Origin of the sequence: Chitinophaga sp. (assembly GCF_039596135.1) — a bacterium.
GTDB lineage: Bacteria > Bacteroidota > Bacteroidia > Chitinophagales > Chitinophagaceae > Chitinophaga.
On record NZ_JBCNKH010000007.1, the window covers coordinates 45,565 to 65,170 of the forward strand.

Here is a 19,606-nt window from a genome sequence, read left to right on the forward strand (position 1 = left end):
CTTTTACGCGATTTCCAGAAAGTTCATTATTGGAATACCGATGGCGGCAGGTAGCCTTTTATGCGACTCCCGGAAAGCTCATTATAGACGCCGGTAATCTTTTCACAATCCCCCAGAAAACTAATTGCGATACCCACAAAAAAAAAGAGGTAGCATCTCCGCTACCTCAATAAATTCTATCTAGTCCTTTGAAAACCTAATTTGTATTATTCCCCTTCAAATATTTGGTATGCAAATGTAACAACCTTTTCCCTCTCCTTCCAAATCTTTTTTCCCTTCCAAATACTGCACAATAGCCAATTCACTCACTTTCAATCATCTCTATCCGTTATACTCACATAAAGAAAAATATATTTTATTATATAAAAAAATATCATAATTTACCTATCTCTAAAACCATCATCGACACATACAGCTACCGTGATATTGAAACCTTTTTAACCAGAATCAGCGCCTGTATGCATTGAAACCTTTATCCTATACCTAATGCCAAAACTCTATTCGCTGTTCCTGGCACTGCTTTTATCTCAATTGCAGCTAAAAGCACAATACGCCGACACTGGAACCGGATCCCTCAAAGAGCAAATCTACTGGTGCAACTGGGCCGGTTTTACCATCACCGAAGGCGCCACCAAAACCTTTGTCACCAGTGATAGCCTCACGGTTACCGCCACCTTTTCCAACGTAACAGGTACCACACCCGTGCCTAACTATATGTCTTACGCCGGCTATGACTTTAATAACCCAGCCATCAAAGGCTCTTTAAATACTACAGGCAGCGCTCATTTCAAAGTTGCCTTTACCGCCACAAGAAATAATACACCCACACCCGTTACTATGGTCGCCATCGGTACAGGCAGCACTACCTATACAGGTGCCTGCAGCACGGGTATGGCGCTAATCACTGATACGACCGATGTTACTATGGGCACCACCTCCACCATCATCTTCGGTATCTTAGCCGGGTTCGATAGGGGAGACCTCCCTGCTTCGTACGGCTACGCCGCCCATGAACGCTCTTACGAACCCTGTACCCTCACCCCACAACCGAATTATTACTTAGGTACCACCGCCCCCGATGCTGACACACTCAAAGCTCCTGACGACGGTGCCGATGAAGATGCGATTACTACCTTTCCCACATATACAGGGGGCGGAGAGTACACGCTAACGATTCCCGTTCAGGCCAGTAACAAAGCATACGTTTCGGCCTGGTTCGACTTTAACCGCAACGGTACTTTCGATTCAGACGAAATTGCTATTGATACAGTAAGCGCAAATACCGCTACCTTAAAATGGGTAAATATACCCGCACGACTCCCTGCCGGCAAAGTCTCCCAATGCGCTTTTCGTTTCCGCATCTCTGATACACTCCTCACCAGCCCCACTGGCTATGCCCCCAACGGCGAAGTCGAAGACTATTTCATTGCCCTCACTGCACCCTGCGATGTAAAAGTCACCACCCTCCCCGACGTCATTCTCTGTGCAGGCAAGTCCACCCAGCTCAGTGCCACAGGTGCAACCAGCTATAAATGGACACCCGCCACAGATCTGAACACCGATACCATTGCTCAACCTGTTGCAAGCCCCACCATCACCACAAAATACACGGTAACCGGCACCGACCTGTATGGATGCACCGGCGAAGCATCGCTGACTATCTACGTCAATCCTTCCCCCGTCATCACCACCAGCAAGGATACGTCTATGTGCACCGGTACCACCATCCAGCTATCAGCTGTTTCAGACATCCCTGCCAGTTATACCTGGTCGCCCGCCAAAGGGCTGAGTAACTCAACCATCAGCAATCCATCCGCGTCTCCGGACACGACTACCAATTACGTCATTACCGCTTCCACTATCTACGGTTGCCGTACTTCCAAAACCATCCATATCAATGTGACGCCGACGCCTGTGTTCAAAGTTACGCCTGATTCACCCGCCGTGTGCATTGGCCAGTCTGTAATCATGACAGCCGCCGGTGGCGATGAATACGCATGGTTCACATCAAAAGACTCCCTGCTTACCACAGGTACCGCTATAAATATATCTCCCCTGCACGACACTACCTTCAAGGTATTCATCAAAGACTACACCTGCAAAATTGCCGATACCCTCGTCGTACCCGTGATTGTATACGATACCCCTACCACTACCATCGCAAAATCAGGCGACATTGACTGTGCCAATGCCAGCATCAGTTTAAAGGCCACCGGCGGCATCTATTACACCTGGGAGGCAGCCCCCGGTATTACTAATACCCACACTGCAAGTCCGGCCGTTTCGCCGCTCGAAACCACTACCTACGAAGTCACCATCATGGATGGCCACGGCTGTACCAACGTAGAAAGTATAACCGTGAATGTAGATGTCGCGCTCGCCTTTACCCGCTATCCCATTCCTTCGGCATTCACACCTAATGGAGATGGTAAAAATGATTGCTTCGGACTCAAACGCTGGGGAGAAACCTCCTGGTTTGAATTTAATATTTTCAACCGCGGGGGGCGTATCGTATTTACTTCAAATTCACCAAATGCTTGCTGGGATGGAACTTCCAAAGGTCAACCCCTGCCCATGGGCACCTATATTTACATGATCCGGGCCAGAACTATCTGTGGCGATGTGGTAAGAAAGGGCACCATCCTGCTTATCCGTTAAGCTAAATCCATTTTGCAAAAAATAAATTTTAGGCTCATAGATATTTCCTATTTTAAAGGACTAAAAATCATGACCCTATGTTCAAAAAAACAAGGCGCCAATTCTTAGCCGCCGCAGGAAAAACCGCCGCTCTCACCGGCATCGCTTCCCTGTCAGGCACCGCGCTCATGGCTAAGCCAACTGAAAAAGTTTTCGTACACCATGTCTACTTCTGGCTCAATAACCCGGACAGCCAGGATGATAAAACAAAGCTGATTGAAGGACTACAACAACTGGCTAAATCAGCCAAAACCATTCGACAACACCATATCGGACTTCCTTCTACTACCAACCGCGAAGTGATTGACCGTTCTTACCAGGTATCCTGGCTGCTGTTCTTCAAAAACAAAGCAGATCAGGACATTTATCAGACCGATCCTGCACACCTTGCATTCATCAAAGATTGCTCCTCCCTGTGGAAAAAGGTGGTTGTCTACGATGCAGAAGACATCTAGCATAAACCACCTTACAAGACAATTCTTTTTTCTACCTATCAACCTAATACACCGACGTTATGTTAAAAACATATATGATGATCTGTATATGACATTAGTATACCGCTATCTTTATTACCATTATTACTTATTAGCACAAAAATTTACAAAACGATATGCAAGGGGAAATGCCGTTTTGTATCTGACTGCGGTAGGTTTTATGGTGCTATTACCATTCGTAATAGCCAGCTTTATTATGATCTTCGATGAGGTGTCTTACGGTTCTCTGAGCATAATTGCAGGCGGGTTTACCGTTTTTATCTATACGATAAACCGCTGCTATTTTAGCCGGAAAACAGTCATTCGCAGAACGTATAAGGAGTTTGCCCATCAAAGTGAACAAGCCATACATGATGGACTCATTTTCGCCACCGGCCTCCTCATACTGGCACCCGTACTTTTCCTGCTGCTGCTCGGCTTTATGTCGCTGCTGGACAGATAATAAAAAAAGCAGCGGACCCGCCGCTGCTTTTTTGTTTTTCCCCTGTCCTTCTTATATACAATTACATCTGCATTGAATTCGTATCCATACTGCTGTTAGCCTTACGCTTGAACAGGCTCGCATCTATCTTGCCAAATCGATACGCCAGGTTCAATCTTACTAACTGTGGATTACGCAAACGTGTATATTCCTGTGTAAAATAAGTGCTGTAAGAAATCTGGTCCGTTTTTCTGCTGCGGAAAATGTCGTTCACACTCAGTGTCGCCGTCAGCGCCTTGCTCTTCATAAAGCTCTTCTTCAGTGCCACGTCTATACCATAGAATCCTTTGATATAACCCTGTGAAGAACTCTGTGCCTGCATATTTGGCGGACCATCACCAAAACCTTTCTGTGTATTCACCGGCAGGTTGGTCTTTGACTGATAAGTACCTGTCAGTTGCAATTCAAAGCTGGCAGGTAATTTGAAATTACTGTTCACCTTTGCAAACACACTCCACAAGGCATTGTTCTGTACTTCTGAAGTACCCGCATTTACCTTGGAGTTGTAAGCGTTGATGTTCGTATTCATATCCCACCACTTTGTTAAGTAATTCACCAATGTCAACTCCGCACCTGTGGTATAACTGTTCTTCGCATTGATGTATGTATTAATCAGTGCTGTGGTGCCGGTGGTCTCGTCGGTCTCAGAGTCAATATAGCTGGTGATGGTATTGGTCGTACGTTTGTAATAACCAGATGCCATAAAGGTACTGTTATTTTTGAACGTCTTCATGTAAGATAACTCAAACGACTGTGTGAACTCCGGTACCAGTGCCGGGTTACCCTTTGTGATATTCAGTTTGTCCGTACTATCCGCAAATGGTATCAACTGGAAGAAGTTCGGACGGTTGATCCTTCTTGTTACGCTCAGCTGCAACTCCTGGTTGTTTGCCAGTTTCTGGCTCAGGAAGATGGTTGGGAACAGGCTCACCGGGTAACTGTTGCTAAACTTATCTCCTGAGTTGAGCAGTTTACCATCGTAGTTGGAACGCTCTGCACGCAGACCCAGTTTGTAACTGAAGTTTTTGATACTGCTGCTGAATGTACCATATGCAGCATAGATGTTCTCATGGTTCTCGTAGTTGCTGCTGGAGCTGGAAGACAGATCGTACTCACCGGTTTCGTCATTGTAGTAGTAAGTAGCGTTCTTGTTCAGCGTATAGTTCATCTGTGCACGTACCCCTGCTTCCAGTTTGGATTTTGAATTCAGTTGCTTTACATAATCCGCCTGTGCAGTGATGCGGTGCATCTTGCCATCACCATTGATCTTCTGAATCACATCATCTGTATAAGTACCACCCTTGGCAGTGTAGTAATTGGTGGTGTACAGCGAATTATTTGTGTTGGTACCACCGAAGTAGTTACCCGTGATACTCAGTTCATCTCCTTCGTGGGGGAACAGGTGTTTCATAGCCAGTTCCAGGCCATTCCCGTTGAACACCCGCTTACCATCTGTAATACGATGGCCATAAGAGCTGGTGGTACCACTGTTGTACAGGCTATCTGTGAAGATATCCAGTGTACTATTTGGTTTCATTTCACCATGTACTTTCGTACCGGTCAGGGAGAAAGTCGTTCTGTTAGTCATGAAATAATCCAGTCCAACCCGGCCAAACATAAATCCACCATTGGTAGTTTGTATATTGTTCTGCAGGGTGTGCAGGTTCGGCGTGGTAGAGTAGTCAGTACGGTCGGTGAACCCGGTTACGCGATCTTTGTTCTGGTGGTACATAGCATTTGCACTCAGGTTAAATTTACCCTGGCGGGCATTGAAATCCAGACCACCATTCAGACCGCCACGGCTATCGACGCCTGCCCTGATATTACCATTGTACCCGGTTTTACGGTTCTTTTTCAGCACGATGTTCACGATACCTGCACCGCCACCGGATGCATCGTATTTAGCACTGGGAGCAGTCATTACTTCCACGCTTTCGATTGCATCTGCCGGAATCTGATCCAGGGTCAGCGTAGTAGGGCGGCCATCCAGGTACAACTGCGGCGTCGCATTGCGCATGGTCATGTTACCGTCTATATCCACATTTACAGAAGGTACGTTTTTCATCACATCCTGTGCGGTACCACCTACGCTGGAAATGTTCTGCGTTACGTCGAACACCTTTTTGTCCATATCCACTTTCATGAGCGGTTTGGTAGCGGTCACTGTTACCTCGTTCAGCTGGCTGATGTCGGAAGTGAGTTTGATATTACCCAGGTCTTTGTCAGTAGAGGGCGGACCACCAGCTGCTTTTTTGAAAGATACAGTCTGCACATACTGTTTAAAACCGGTAGCCGAAATTTTCAGGATCAGCGGGCCAAAAGTAGGCACGCCTTCCAGGCTGAAATCCCCGTTATTTTGTGTCATAGCCCCTTTTACCAGCACATCTTTTTTAGTGCCGGATGCGGAGTCATATCTGTTCTGAAATACGATTACGGATGTGTAGGGTAGGGGTTTACCTTCATTATCCAGTACCTTTCCGTAGAGGTGACCATTTGCGGCGGGTCTGCCCCCGCCTGGGAAACCTCCTGCAGGAGGCATACCTCCCTGTGGCATTTGTGCATGAGCTGCTACGGTAAAGGTCAACACGGCAATTAGCCAAAAAATTCTTTGCATAAGCTTCTATTCTGATAGCGCAAAACTAATTGCAGAATTTAATTATGCATAGCCAAATGAGACAATAGGAAAAAATATAGCGACAAAAGGTAGCTTCTTTTCATGTTCGGCCTGCCGGGTAAAAAAAATGGGTTTTTAACCAGTCAGCAAAGCCCCTATTTCGTGCCCGTCAGCGCTGCCACGGCCTCCCTGTAGTTATCTCCCACAGGCAGCTCCATGGTGCCAATAAATACGCTGTTTTTCCTGATAGCAGTAATATGCGCCACTGCAATGATGTAACTCTTGTGAATCCGGATGAACTTCGCCGGGTTTAGTTGTTCTTCCACCTGTTTCAATGGCATCCTGGTTACCACCGGCTTGGCAGTACCTGTCATGTGGATCCGGATATAGTCCTTCAGGGCCTCAATCCAGATAATATCTGCGATATTGATCTTCAGCAGGCTATAATCCGCATTCACAAAAAAGAACTCTGGTGCAGGGGCTGCTGTTGCCGCTGTGGTGGCAGGCTGCTGCTTTAGCTGGTACAGTTCTTTTGCCTTATTACAAGCCTTGATAAAACGGGGCAGGGCTACCGGCTTTACCAGGTAATCCGTCACCTCCAGGTCAAAACCCTGTAAAGCGTATTTCTCATAAGCCGTAATCAGGATGATCATCGGCTTGTGCTGTAAACTCTGTATAAACTGTAATCCCGTCAACCCCGGCATCTGGATATCCAGGAAAATCAGGTCTACGGTATTCTCTTCCAGTACCTTAATCGCTTCAAAAGCATCCGCACACTTTGCTACCAGCTCCAGGTAAGGTACCTGTTTTATATTATCCTCCAATAAATCCAGCGCCAGTGGCTCATCATCTACTGCTATACAACGTAACACCATAATCGTAATTTATTAATGCAAATGTAGTTGAAGGGATACTACGAACCATCCCTCTTTTTTATTAATCAGTAACTGATAATTGTCCCTGTACAACAGGTTCAGCCTGCGTTTCACATTCGTCAGCCCAATCCCCGAAGTCTTATCCTTTACCTCTTCAAATTCTTCATTGTACTTGTTCATCACAGAGAACTGCAGTAATCCCTGCTTTGCTCTCAGTTCTATATCAATCCTGGCATCCGGTATCATACCCGTGCCATGCTTAAAGGCATTCTCTACAAATGGAATCAGCAGCATCGGTTCTATCTCATACCCGTTTTCCGGCAACTGCAGGTTTACATTCACCTGTACTTTGGTCCCGAATCGCTGTTGCTGCAGGTCTATATAACTTTGCAGGTAATCTACTTCCTTGTCCAGTGGCACCTTGTCCTCATCTGCCTCATACAGCATATACCGCATCAGGGAGGAGAGTTTGATCAGGGAAGGCTCCAGCTGGTCAGAGTGCTTTCTGGCCAGGGCCACCATGTTGTTCAATACATTGAACATAAAGTGTGGACTCACCTGGGAGCGCAACAGGCTCAGCTCCGTTTTCAGGTTCTCATTTTCCCGGTCACTGGCCATCTGGTCTGCTTCTACCTTGTCTTTGAGAATCCTCCAGGTTGTACTACAGGCGAGTATAAAAAGCAGGGTGAAAAAGCTGAAAAATATTGTTGGTTTCAGATCAAAATCCTCTGATCCGATAAATAAATTGATAAAGATCCACCGTACCACTACCTGTGTAATCAGCATCAGGAACAGCACGCCGCCGTACTGCCACCACTTCTTCTTATATACCAGTTTGGGTATCAATACATTCGAGTTCAGATAAAACCAGGAGGTGAGCAACACACAGTTAATAATAAAGTGGATATGCCACAACGGATCTTCCTTCTTATACCCCTGATGTTTGTCTGGCGAAGGACGCAGTAAATAGGGGAGGGTAAATAAGGTAACCCAGGCCACTGCGTGAAGTAAACTTTGAGCCCATTTCTTCGTGTACCATGCGGGTTTTATGTCATTACGTGTAACAGTCATTTCTTTAATTCATCCATTATAACCTTCAAAAAAACTGAAAATATCTGGATTACGAGATAAAATAGAGATGAATTACTCGTTTTTGGCGGCAAACTTGTAGTTTTCTCTTAATATTGTCGTTAATATTTTGTTATAAATCATATCCGTGTCCAACCAATAGAAATAAAAACGCTCAATCTTTAAAGAGAGTGTTCCAAAATAACTATGGTGCAATTTAAAACCTCTAACCCGGCGAACAATTGGTGGGGCGCAATAGCCGCCGCATTCGAGGATGGCTATATTGCCACCAATCAGGCTGGCCAGATTGTAGCCTTCAATCCCTCCGCACTGGAGATCCTGCAGATCTCCGAATCCCAGATGGAAGATCCCAACTGGTGGAAAAGCCCGGCTGCCGGTGCGCTTGGACGCCTGTTGCAGGAACGGAAAGAATTTTCCGGCCAAAAGATCCGGCAGGATGTTCCCCACAAAAAAGACTGCTGGCTGCAGGTCACCGGCAAGGCTTTGCATACACTTACTGAGACGGGTTATATTCTTACCTTCAAAGATGTCACCAATTACCTGGAAGTAAACCGTTCACTCAATACCATTATCTCTTCCCTGGATGATATCATCCTCGAAATGACAATCGATGGTGTGATCCTGCATGTGTGGATGAACAGAAGTACCCGCCTCACACTTCCCTGGATGGAAATGCAGGGTAATTCGGCTTATCAATACATGCCTGACCGGTTAATACGGGAAATACAGCAACTGATGCGTGAAGTCATGCTCTCTGGCAAGGAGGTGGTGCGGGTGGTGCAGGACCCCCTGGCCAGGGATCAACAGGTGTGGTACCGTATCCGCCTGCTTAGACCAGGTACGGCAAATAATACTTTTATTGTCAGCATACACGACGTGACTGCCGAAAACAAGGCGAATGAAGAACTCAAAGAGACACGTACCCAGCTGGAAGACAGTCAGCAGATATTCAAGAGCATCTTTGACTATTCACCTACCGGCATCGCCCTGTTGTCGCTCACAGGGCAGTGGCTGGATGTCAATGCCTCGCTGCTGGAAACCCTGGGGTATACCCGCGAGGAAATGTTGAACCTGACCGTAAGTTCCATCATTCATCCTGACGATATCAATAAGGCCATTGCCCAGATGGAGCAGGTCCGCAACCGAAAGATCAATAGTTACCGGGCAGAACGACGATACCGGCATCGCGACGGGCATTATATCTATATGTTCCTGGCCTGCTCCGCCATGCAAAATCCGGATGAAAGTATTCGCTACCTGATCCTGCAGATGATCGACGTGACTGAACTAAAACACCTGGACTCAGAAGCCAGGAAGAAAAACATCATCCTGCATGCCACCTCCATCGACCTCCAGCAAAAGATTAAACAACTCTTCGAACTCAACCAGATCATTGCCCATAACCTACGAGGCCCCGCTACCGCCCTTATCAGTTCAGTAGAGCTCCTGCCAGAACTGGAAAATATGCAGGAACAAGAGGCCCTGCTCTATCACATGAAAAATTCAGCTAATGCTATATTGAATACTCTCAATGACCTGAAAGACGTGCTGGCACGGCAAATCAATACAGAGCAGCTCCCCTTTACGCACTGTGACCTGGAAGATATAACCCGGCAGTTGTGGAGTTCGCTAAATCAACAGGTTGTGGAAAAAAATGCACAGTTAAAGATGCATTTCCGGGTGCCGGTTATCGCCTATTCCCGCCCGTATCTGGAAAATATTTTATTTCATTTGATAAACAATGCATTAACTTATACCCGCCCCGAAGCTCCGCCTGAGATTGTCGTAGAGACCTGGCAGGACGATGATCAGATCGTATTGATGGTCAGGGATAATGGCATAGGGATTGACCTCCAAAAGCACGGAGAACAATTGTTCAGGTATAAGAAGAAGTTTCATCGCGGTTATGAAAGTAACGGAGTGGGCCTTTTTATGATCCGGAATCAGATCCGGACTTTCGGTGGCCGTATAAATGTAAAAAGTGAGGTCGGAAAAGGAAGCAGTTTCTTTGTTTATTTTAATAACCGGGTACACATATCGAAGGATGATGAATAAGATTAAAAATGTTTGCGTTGTTGATGATGATGAATTATTTCAATTTGTCATGCGGCAGCATTTTGAAAGACTTGAACTGGTGGAGAAGGTCCATAAGTTTACAGATGGGGAGCAGGCCTTGAACTATATCAAACAAAATCTGAATGAGCCGGATAAGCTTCCTGACCTCGTTCTGCTGGATGTAAATATGCCCTATATGGATGGATGGCAGTTCCTGCGGGAGTATGTAAAATTACAGCTGCCGGAAAATAAACATATAAAAGTGTATGTATTGACCAGTTCCACCCATGAGAGCGATTTGCAAAAGGCAAAGGAGTTTCCTTCGCTGGCAGGGTACCTGGTCAAGCCAATTGGAAAGAATATCATTAAGGAAATATTGACAGAACTATTGCCGGCCTGAAGCCAAAGCTGAAAGGAGCTTTTTCCAACGAATACTCATTTGCCACTGGCAAATGAGTATTTTTTTGCAATCTTATAATACATGGAAGGCCACCACCAGTGTAACCAGTATAAATACTTCTCTTTACGGGCAATAATCACATGTTTTTTCTTTTGCGCCACCCCTTTTAAGATGCGCAAAGCGCATTCCATTGCCGGTATCCCTTTTGCCTGTGCCTCATCCATCACCCCATGTGCCTCGCCACTGGCAGTAATCGCCGACAAGGATAAATTCGTTTGCACCCTGCCCGGACTCACAATGGTCACCGGCACATCCTGTTCCACCTGCAACGTTTCAAAATACCCCTTCAGCGCATGCTTGCTCGCCGCATACCCCGTTCTGCCCGGAAATCCCATCAATCCCGACATGCTCCCAATCACCACCATATGCGCCTTACATACAGGTAATAAACACCCCGTAATCGCCACCGGGGCAAAGAAATTAATCTCCATCAATTGCCGGTACACCTTCAGGGGCGTTTCCGCTGCCAGCGATCTTTGCCCTATACCAGCCGCATGTATCACCATATCAATCCCGCCAAATGCAGCCAGCGCTGCTGTGGTCAATGCCTGAAAATCGGCTGCATACAAATCTGCTGCCAGTACCTTCACAGCCGTATCCAACCGGTCTGACAATGCCATTAATGCTGCCTCCCGTCTTGCGGTCAGTATCAGTTTCGCTTTTTTCCCTGCCAGCAACACGGCCAGTGCTTCGCCAATCCCTGAGGAAGCTCCCGTAATCCAAACTACTTTTCCCGTAAAATTTGTATCATTCTCATGCATGACCCTGGTCATCTGTTTAAAAATTGCCGTATTGCATCTTTGCAACACAAGCTTAGTTCACCATGAAAATAGAACAAATTTATACAGGATGTCTTGCACATGGGGCCTACTACATCGAAAGTGATGGGGTAGCAGCTATCATCGATCCCCTGCGCGAAGTGGCCCCCTATATCCAAAAGGCCGCCACTGCCGATGCCTGTATCAAATATGTTCTGGAAACACATTTTCATGCTGACTTTGTTTCAGGTCACCTGGAGTTGGCTGCCATTACCGGTGCCACTATCGTCTATGGCCCTACGGCTCAACCAGGTTTTCCTGCCTATGTCGCAACAGACAACGAATTTCTGTTCCTGGGCAAATGCACTATCCAGGTGTTGCATACACCTGGCCACACACCAGAGTCTACATCTTATCTATTATACGACGAGTTTAATAAACCGGTGGCCCTGTTCTCAGGAGATACCCTCTTTATTGGCGATGTAGGACGTCCGGATCTGGCCCAAAAGGCTGCAAACATGACCCGGGAAGAATTAGCCGGTGTGCTGTTCGACTCCCTGCGCAACAAGATCATGACATTACCTGGTGATATCACCGTATATCCGGGTCATGGTGCAGGTAGTTCCTGTGGCAAAAATATGAGCCGCGAAACCACCGATACCCTGGCCAACCAGCTTGCTACAAATTATGCCCTGCGCAAAAATATGACCCGCGAGGAATTTATCGTAGAAGTAACCACCGGTCTGACTACACCGCCTGCTTACTTCCCCGAAAATGTGCGGTTGAACAAGGAAGGGGCTACTGAAATGGGTATCGTATTGTCCAGGGGGCTACATGCATTATTACCTGAAGATTTTGAAGCAATCGCAGCCGAAACCGGGGCACTCATTCTCGATGCCCGTGATCCTGAAGAATTTGCTACCGGCTTTATCCCCGGTGCTATTAATATTGGCATTGATGGCAGCTTTGCTCCATGGGCAGGCACCCTCATTCCGGATATAGAACAACCCATCCTTATCGTAGCAGCTACAGGCAGGGAAGAAGAAGTGATTGTTCGTCTTGCCCGGGTAGGATACGATTATACTATGGGTTTTCTGAAAGGTGGCATGCTCTCCTGGATGGCCGCTAAGAAACCGGTAGACAGGGTCATCACGGTAGAAGCCAGTTCCCTCACCGGTGCTGAGCATATCGTGGATGTACGCCGCAGCAGTGAGTTTGAAAGTGAGCACGTGATAGACGCCATCCATGCACCGTTGGATTATATTAATGACAGCATGCTGCTGCTGGACAAAGAAAAGTTGTATTATATACATTGTGCAGCAGGCTATCGCTCCATGATGTTTATCTCCATTCTGAAAGCCAGGGGCTATAGCCACCTGGTAGACATTAGAGGTGGGCTCAAGGCGATCCGTCAAGCGAATAAACTGCAGTTGAGTGATTATGTGTACCCGGCGACCCACATCTGATGTTCTTCATAGACTATACAAATAAACCTGCAAGGAAGCTGACTGAGAAGATACCCTTCTGCCGGAGGATCGTCTTTTAGGTTGGCTTCCATTTTAGTTTGCTGGCATGCCGCTTGTTTTCACTATCTAAAACTGATACGCATGAAAACATTAGGTCTCATTCTCATTATCGCTGGTATTGCCATGATTGTCATCAGAGGCTTTTCTGTGACCACCCAAAAGAAAGTAGTTGACCTTGGCCCTGTAGAAATCAACAAGAAAGAAAATAAATGGATTGGATGGCCTACCTATGCAGGAGGGATCGTAGCCGTAGTGGGCGTGGTACTGGTATTGGGGGCCAGGAAAAAATAATTCTTACATTTACAGGCATAAAATTAGGAACATATGCCTGAATTGAAGAACGAACAGTTGCACGTAGTCATCGCTGAAAAAGGAGCGGAGCTCCGCAAAGTAACCCGTACAGACCTGCAGCAGGAATATCTGTGGAATGCAGACCCTGCTTTCTGGGCCAAGACCAGCCCAGTGTTATTTCCTATAGTAGGTACGGTGAAGAATAATACCTACACGTTTGAAGGGAAAAATTACACACTCAGCAGGCATGGTTTTGCAAGGGATAATGTGTTTGCTGTTACTTCGCAGAGCGATACCCAGGTTACGTTTGAACTAAACAGTAATGAAGAAACCCTGAAAGTATACCCTTTTCATTTTCGCTTTGCCGTTATCTATACGATTGAAGGTGCGAAACTCACCGTAACTTACCAGGTGGAAAATAAAGGTGCTGCAGATATGTACTTCTCTGTAGGAGCACACCCCGCCTTCAAAGTTCCCCTGGAAGAAGGGGTAACTTACGAAGATTACTATCTTGAGTTTAATAAAGTAGAAAATACTCCCTTATACCTGCTTTCTGATGGCGGTTTTGTAGAAACAACCCCTGTTCCCTTCCTGGAGCATACACAGCGTTTAGACCTGAAGAAATCGCTCTTTTATAAAGATGCACTGGTATTTAAAAACCTTGCTTCCAATGCGATCTCTATTAAAAGCGATAAAAAACCACGTGGTCTTACCCTGCAATATGATGGATTCCCATTTATGGGTATCTGGGCAGCTATTGATGCGGATTTCGTTTGCATAGAGCCGTGGTGTGGAGTGGCGGATAGTGTGGATGCGACAGGAGAATTGACTGAAAAGGAAGGGATCAACAAGCTGCCGGCAAAGCAGGTGTTTGAAAGAAGCTGGACAGTAAGTTTCTTTTAATGTGGTATGATATTTTCAGGTATTATGATGAGAAAAACGATATGTCATGATACGAAAACTGAAATCAGGGAAGTATCGCATTTACTCCCGTAAGGTAGATCCGAAAACGCAGAAACGAAGAAACCTGGGAACATTCGATTCGCTGGAAGAAGCGAAGAAACATGAACAGGAAATACAGTATTTTAAACATCATTAATAAGCCTCCCTTCGGGGAGGTTTTTTTTCTGAAAATGGGTTTCATTCCCGTTGGTGAATGCCCTCTTTCATGAATGTTTCATTTTAAAAAGATAATTCGCTCGTAGTATCCCCCCTGGATTAACATCTATCGCGTAACGATTGCCCCCCAAACCCTTTCTTCCTTAAAAAATAATAGTATACTAATTTGGTGGACTAATATTTTTTACTATTTTTGTCCCCATATCACTGTAATTTATTTTGTACAATGGCAAATACAGTACAAACCATTTACCATCAACCAGGATGTCCTAACTCAGCCGACCGCTGTTGTTGCCGCTAATTATAATCTCTCTCAACCTACTCATAATAATAGTCCTAATCACGCCTTCCTATGTCACTTATAGACATGAGAATGCTTCAAAATCGCAATATGCACACACATCTACATAACAAAGGCACTCCATTAGTGCCCTAAAAAAAGAAAGCCGGTAACTGCGGGAACAGTCACCGGCCGGATTTTAACAAGGCTCGTTATCGCACCACTCAACGACTCGCATCGCTGGGCAGGCACCTTATTTTCTAATCGCTAACTACAAAATTAATGAAAAAAGTTCTCTTGCTTATCTCACTCACCCTGGGATTAGCACCTGTAACGTCGTATGCTCAAACAGTGAATGAACCAGTCATCAACTCCACACTCACCGGCATTGTCGTAGACAGCAAATCCCAAACCCCACTGATCGGGGCTTTGGTAAGAATCAAGGGTACCACCAACCAGGTACTTACTGACAACAAAGGAAAGTTCTTTTTCAAGACAGGACAAAAACTCCCCTACGTACTCGAAGCCGTTTACATAGGTTATAAAAAACAGGAAATCGAAGCCACTACCTCTCCACTCACCATCTCGCTGGTCGAAAATGAAAGCCAGCTCAGTGAAGTAGTCGTGGTCGGTTATGGTACCCAGCGCAAAAGTGACCTTACCGGTTCTGTAGCCAGCGTGAACAAAGGGCTGCTGTCACAACCCGCTGCCTCTTTTGACAATTTACTGCAGGGTTCTGTACCAGGTATCAATGTTACACAAAGCTCCGGTGCTCCCGGCGCTACCGCCACCATCCGTGTCAGGGGCGGTAACTCCATCAGCTTTGGCAACGCGCCGCTCTATGTGATCGATGGATTCATTATCTATAATAACAATGATAACGTGAACACCGGCGCCTCCAATGGCGTAGGCGTCAATGCGCTCTCTACCATCAATCCCAGCGATATAGAAAGTATCGAAATTCTCAAAGATGCTTCTGCCACCGCCATCTATGGCTCCCGTGGCGCCAATGGGGTAGTGGTGATCACTACTAAAAGAGGTAAACGCGGTCGTGACGAAATCAGCTACAGCACCTACTTTGGCCAGCAGGAAGTGCGAAAAAAACTGAAACTCCTCAATGCCTCCCAATGGGCCTCCCTCATCAATGATATCAATACCAGCACCGGTAGCGCTAAAACTTACAGCGATTCTGCCATCGCCGCTCTCGGCGCAGGTACCGACTGGCAGTCCGCCGCCCTGCGCAAAGGTCCCATCCAAAACCATGAGCTCTCTGTATCGGGTGGTGATGATAAATCAAGGTACCTCATCTCCGGCAACTACTTCAACCAGGATGGTATTGTTGTAAACACGGGTTTCAAACGCTACTCCGGTAGAATCAATTATGAAAGGAACATTGGCGACAAACTGAAAATCTCTGCCAATGTATTCGGTAGCCAATCCATCGAAGATAAGCTCTTTGGGAATGCTTACAACAGCATCAACTTCCAGAGCACAGCCTTCGCCAATTTATTGCAGGTATCACCCGTAGTGCCTGTCTATAATGCCAATGGCACCTACTATACAGCCAGCCCCTATTCGTCCATTCCTACCAACCCTATCCAGGATTTTAAGTCAACTACCAACCGTACTTACATCCGTCGTATTCTCGGCAACGCCTCTGCAGAATACAAGATCCTCAAAGAACTCACCCTCAAAGTTACAGGCGGTACAGACCTCATTAATACCAAACAAAATTATTACTCGCCCAGCTACGCCGGCTCTCCGGGTGGCAGCAGTACCGGTTATGCTTCACAGGGTTATGCATCGGTGGGCAACATTGTTGCGTCTACCTGGATCAATGAAAATACCCTTACCTGGGATCATACCATCAACGATAAGCACTTCCTGAATGTACTGGCCGGTTATACCACACAGCACCAGGAAGATCAGTCTGCCGTGGCCAGCGCACAGAAATTTCCCAATGACCTGACCTCATTTAATAACCTGAACTATGCGGGTACTGCCGTACTCTCTACTTCCGATGCGCATGAGTCTTCACTGAATTCATACCTGGCAAGGGCCAGTTATTCTTATAACCATAAATATAATGTAACGGTTTCCGTTCGTGCGGATGGTTCTTCCAAACTGGGTAAGAATAACCGCTGGGGGTATTTCCCTTCCCTCGGTGTATCCTGGAATGCAGGCAGGGAAAACTTTTTCCGGCCTGCCAGCGAAGTGGTGAATGACCTGAAGATACGTGCATCAGTAGGTCGCACCGGTAACTCCGAAGTGCCGCCATACAGTTCTCTGGCAGCATTGTCTCCCAGCAATTACTACTTCAATGGTACACTGGTGACCGGTATCGCTCCTACACAGATCGCCAATCCGGATCTGAAATGGGAAACAACCACTCAGTACAATGTAGGGTTGGATGCGGGGTTCCTCAATAATCGCCTCACTTTCACTTTTGATGCGTATTATAAAAAGACCACAGACCTGCTGCTGAATGTACCCTTCCCGCTCTATTCAGGTTATGCCAGTGTATTGCAGAATGTGGGTAGTGTAGAGAATAAAGGCATAGAGCTGAGTCTCTCATCAGATAATATTAAGAATAGCTCCTTCACCTGGAAGACCACCGCTGTCTTTGCTGTGAACAGGAACAAAATACTGAGCCTCGGTCAGGGCACCGATTACTACTTCCCGCTGGCACCCACCGGCTATGTATCGCCTGTGATTGTAAAAGTAGGTTTGCCTGTCGGCAGTTTCTGGGGATATAATACTGCTGGCTTGCTCACCGCTGCTGACGTAGCGAAAGGTGTTCCTTACCTCACCGGCGTATCTCAGCAGGTAGGCGATACCAAATATGTAGATACAAATGGAGATGGTACGATTACTACTGCCGATAAGCATTATTTAGGCAGTGCACAACCTAAGTTTACCTTCGGCCTCTCCAATACCCTTACTTACAAGGGATTTGACCTGTCCTTCTTCTTCCAGGGTTCTTATGGTAATAAGATCTTTAACTTCCTGCAGCAAAAACTGGAAATACCCACCCTGTCTCTGAATACTTCTGCTACGCTGCTGGACAGGTATAGCGCCACCAATCCAAACGGCAAAGTTGCGAAAGCTACCAACGCTCCTGTAGCACAGGTAACTGACAGGTATGTAGAAAATGGCTCTTACGTAAAACTGAAAACACTGTCCTTAGGCTACTCCATCCCCCGCGATGTGATCCGCCAGTTACATATCAGTCAGCTCAGGGTCTATGTCACCGCCCAGAACATCTGGACATGGACCAAATACACAGGCCTCGACCCCGAAGTCAATTTCTTTGATAACGATAATACCAAGCAGGGTATTGACTACGGCGCCTATCCCAGCACAAAAGGTTTCCTCGCTGGTCTGAATCTGACATTCTAAAATAAACAACCATGAAAAAATCATTCGTCATACTTTCTTTACTCTTCGCAGCTGCCTGCAACAAGCTGGAGGAAGATCCGAACTCCATCGTCACGGTGTCGCAATTTTATAAAACACAGTCAGACGCTGTCTCCGCCGTAGCAGCGGTCTACAGCTCACTCAATTCCGACGCTGCCGGCGACTTTGTGATCTATGGCCGCAACCTGAACCTCCTGACCGGCAATGGCAGCGATGACCAGATCTATAGCCCATCCAATACCAATACAGACGTACGTGCATTAGGTACCGCGACTTACGTATCTGCCAATGATCGTATCAAAAAGAACTGGCAGCAACACTACTTTGGTATCAGCCGTGCAAATGTGGCGATAGACAATATTCCCAATATTGATTTCGATACCACTATCCGTGCAAGACTGGTGCGCGAAGCCAAATTCATCAGGGGCTTACTGTACTTTAATATCGTACGCCTCTGGGGCGATGCGCCTTTGGTACTGCATGACCCTACCAGCATCGATGTGAATGCACAAAAGATCAAGCGTAGTCCAAAAGATAGCATCTATGCGCAGATCATTTCCGATCTGAACGAAGCAACGTTATTACCTAAAACGTACACGGGGGCTGATATCGGCCGTGTGACCAGTGGTGCCGCTCATGCTATTCTTGCAAAAGTATACCTCACCCGCAGGGAATGGGCCAAAGCTGAAGTGGAGCTGACTACCGTCATCAATGGCGGTTATGGTTATGCTTTGTTCGATAACTTCCTCGACGTATTCCAGCAGGCGACCAAGAACGGGAAAGAACATATTTTCTCTGTACAATTCGGTACAAACCTTGGTGCTAAAAACAGTACGAACTCCCTGAGCGGTAGTAACTTCAACTCTTTCAATCCCGCTGTATATCCCGGCGATCAGCCTTCGGACAGTAATCTGTATAAACTGTTTGCCAGCTTTGATTCCCGTCGCGATGTAACCTTCTTTACCCAGATGTATAATGCAGCCACCGGTAAGTATGTACAATTTGGCGCTGCCCGTTTCGCTAAGTTCATCGACTACTCCATTTCTCCATTGACGAATCAAAGCATCAGTGGTATCAACTACCCGGTGATCCGCTATGCAGATGTGCTCCTCATGCAGGCAGAAGTATTGAATGAACTCAATGGCCCTGGCGCCGATGCCTATGCCGCTATCAACCAGGTAAGAGCTCGGGCAAAGATCAGCAACCTCACAGCGGGTTTGAGTCAGGCTGATTTTCGTGACTCTGTATTCCTGGAACGGAGAAAGGAATTCATCCAGGAAGGCAATCGCTGGTTTGATTTGTCGAGAAGGGGCGGTACTTACCTGTACGATGCGCTGAAGTTGTACCCTGCCAAAACAGGTGCAGCTGTGAAAGATACGCTCTACCCGATTCCTCAGTCTGAAATAGATATTAATAACGAACTGACACAAAATCCCGGTTGGTAACACAC

The 19,606-nt window shown here is 46.5% G+C and carries 15 protein-coding genes; 11 read left to right on the plus strand and 4 right to left on the minus strand.

What is annotated here, in order from left to right; all coding sequences use genetic code 11:
• The first annotated feature begins 486 nt into the window (after nucleotides 1–486).
• The 3 genes from ABDW16_RS07295 to ABDW16_RS07305 all read left to right on the plus strand — a co-directional run bounded on the left by ABDW16_RS07295 (nucleotide 487) and on the right by ABDW16_RS07305 (nucleotide 3,633).
• On the plus strand, nucleotides 487–2,658 hold the full coding sequence (locus ABDW16_RS07295) for a gliding motility-associated C-terminal domain-containing protein (protein ID WP_343668743.1): 2,172 nt from the start codon (nucleotides 487–489) through the stop codon (nucleotides 2,656–2,658).
• Between the two features lie 77 nt (nucleotides 2,659–2,735).
• Complete coding sequence (locus tag ABDW16_RS07300; RefSeq protein ID WP_343668744.1) at nucleotides 2,736–3,152, plus strand: Dabb family protein; 417 nt, start codon at nucleotides 2,736–2,738, stop codon at nucleotides 3,150–3,152.
• An 88-nt stretch (nucleotides 3,153–3,240) separates the two neighbouring features.
• Complete coding sequence (locus tag ABDW16_RS07305; protein WP_343668745.1) at nucleotides 3,241–3,633, plus strand: hypothetical protein; 393 nt, start codon at nucleotides 3,241–3,243, stop codon at nucleotides 3,631–3,633.
• 61 nt (nucleotides 3,634–3,694) lie between these two features.
• On the opposite strand, the gene ABDW16_RS07310 is transcribed toward ABDW16_RS07305, so the two are convergent.
• The 3 genes from ABDW16_RS07310 to ABDW16_RS07320 all read right to left on the minus strand — a co-directional run bounded on the left by ABDW16_RS07310 (nucleotide 3,695) and on the right by ABDW16_RS07320 (nucleotide 8,160).
• On the minus strand, nucleotides 3,695–6,286 hold the full coding sequence (locus ABDW16_RS07310; RefSeq protein ID WP_343668746.1) for an outer membrane beta-barrel family protein: 2,592 nt from the start codon (nucleotides 6,284–6,286) through the stop codon (nucleotides 3,695–3,697).
• Nucleotides 6,287–6,441: 155 nt separating this feature from the next.
• Nucleotides 6,442–7,161 carry a LytTR family DNA-binding domain-containing protein gene (locus ABDW16_RS07315; RefSeq protein ID WP_343668747.1) on the minus strand — a complete coding sequence of 240 codons (720 nt, stop codon included), beginning with the start codon at nucleotides 7,159–7,161 and terminating at the stop codon, nucleotides 6,442–6,444.
• A gap of 12 nt (nucleotides 7,162–7,173) precedes the next feature.
• Nucleotides 7,174–8,160, minus strand: a complete 987-nt coding sequence (locus ABDW16_RS07320) for a histidine kinase (RefSeq protein ID WP_343668748.1) — start codon at nucleotides 8,158–8,160, stop codon at nucleotides 7,174–7,176.
• 276 nt (nucleotides 8,161–8,436) lie between these two features.
• Between ABDW16_RS07320 and ABDW16_RS07325 the strand changes: the two genes are divergently transcribed.
• On the plus strand, nucleotides 8,437–10,305 hold the full coding sequence (locus tag ABDW16_RS07325; protein ID WP_343668749.1) for a PAS domain S-box protein: 1,869 nt from the start codon (nucleotides 8,437–8,439) through the stop codon (nucleotides 10,303–10,305).
• The gene (locus tag ABDW16_RS07330; protein ID WP_343668865.1) at nucleotides 10,298–10,705 is read left to right on the plus strand and encodes a response regulator; all 408 of its coding nucleotides are present in this window, start codon (nucleotides 10,298–10,300) and stop codon (nucleotides 10,703–10,705) included. Before ABDW16_RS07325 ends, ABDW16_RS07330 begins: the two co-directional genes overlap by 8 nt.
• 35 nt (nucleotides 10,706–10,740) lie before the next feature.
• Here the strand turns inward: ABDW16_RS07330 and ABDW16_RS07335 are convergent, their stop codons facing one another.
• On the minus strand, nucleotides 10,741–11,538 hold the full coding sequence (locus tag ABDW16_RS07335; RefSeq protein ID WP_343668750.1) for an SDR family NAD(P)-dependent oxidoreductase: 798 nt from the start codon (nucleotides 11,536–11,538) through the stop codon (nucleotides 10,741–10,743).
• Nucleotides 11,539–11,588: 50 nt separating this feature from the next.
• On the opposite strand from ABDW16_RS07335, the gene ABDW16_RS07340 reads away from it, so the two are divergent.
• The 6 genes from ABDW16_RS07340 (at nucleotide 11,589) to ABDW16_RS07365 (ending at nucleotide 19,601) form a co-directional block, all read left to right on the plus strand.
• A complete protein-coding gene (locus ABDW16_RS07340) occupies nucleotides 11,589–12,989 on the plus strand; it encodes an MBL fold metallo-hydrolase (protein ID WP_343668752.1) in 1,401 nt (466 codons plus the stop codon).
• A gap of 141 nt (nucleotides 12,990–13,130) precedes the next feature.
• Nucleotides 13,131–13,340, plus strand: a complete 210-nt coding sequence (locus ABDW16_RS07345; protein WP_343668753.1) for a hypothetical protein — start codon at nucleotides 13,131–13,133, stop codon at nucleotides 13,338–13,340.
• A gap of 33 nt (nucleotides 13,341–13,373) precedes the next feature.
• On the plus strand, nucleotides 13,374–14,243 hold the full coding sequence (locus tag ABDW16_RS07350) for an aldose 1-epimerase family protein (RefSeq protein ID WP_343668754.1): 870 nt from the start codon (nucleotides 13,374–13,376) through the stop codon (nucleotides 14,241–14,243).
• A 46-nt stretch (nucleotides 14,244–14,289) separates the two neighbouring features.
• Entirely contained in the window at nucleotides 14,290–14,439 is a 150-nt protein-coding gene (locus ABDW16_RS07355) for a hypothetical protein (RefSeq protein WP_343668755.1), read from the plus strand.
• Nucleotides 14,440–15,021: 582 nt separating this feature from the next.
• On the plus strand, nucleotides 15,022–18,138 hold the full coding sequence (locus ABDW16_RS07360) for a TonB-dependent receptor (protein ID WP_343668756.1): 3,117 nt from the start codon (nucleotides 15,022–15,024) through the stop codon (nucleotides 18,136–18,138).
• Between the two features lie 11 nt (nucleotides 18,139–18,149).
• Complete coding sequence (locus ABDW16_RS07365; RefSeq protein WP_343668758.1) at nucleotides 18,150–19,601, plus strand: RagB/SusD family nutrient uptake outer membrane protein; 1,452 nt, start codon at nucleotides 18,150–18,152, stop codon at nucleotides 19,599–19,601.
• The last annotated feature ends 5 nt before the right edge of the window (nucleotides 19,602–19,606 follow it).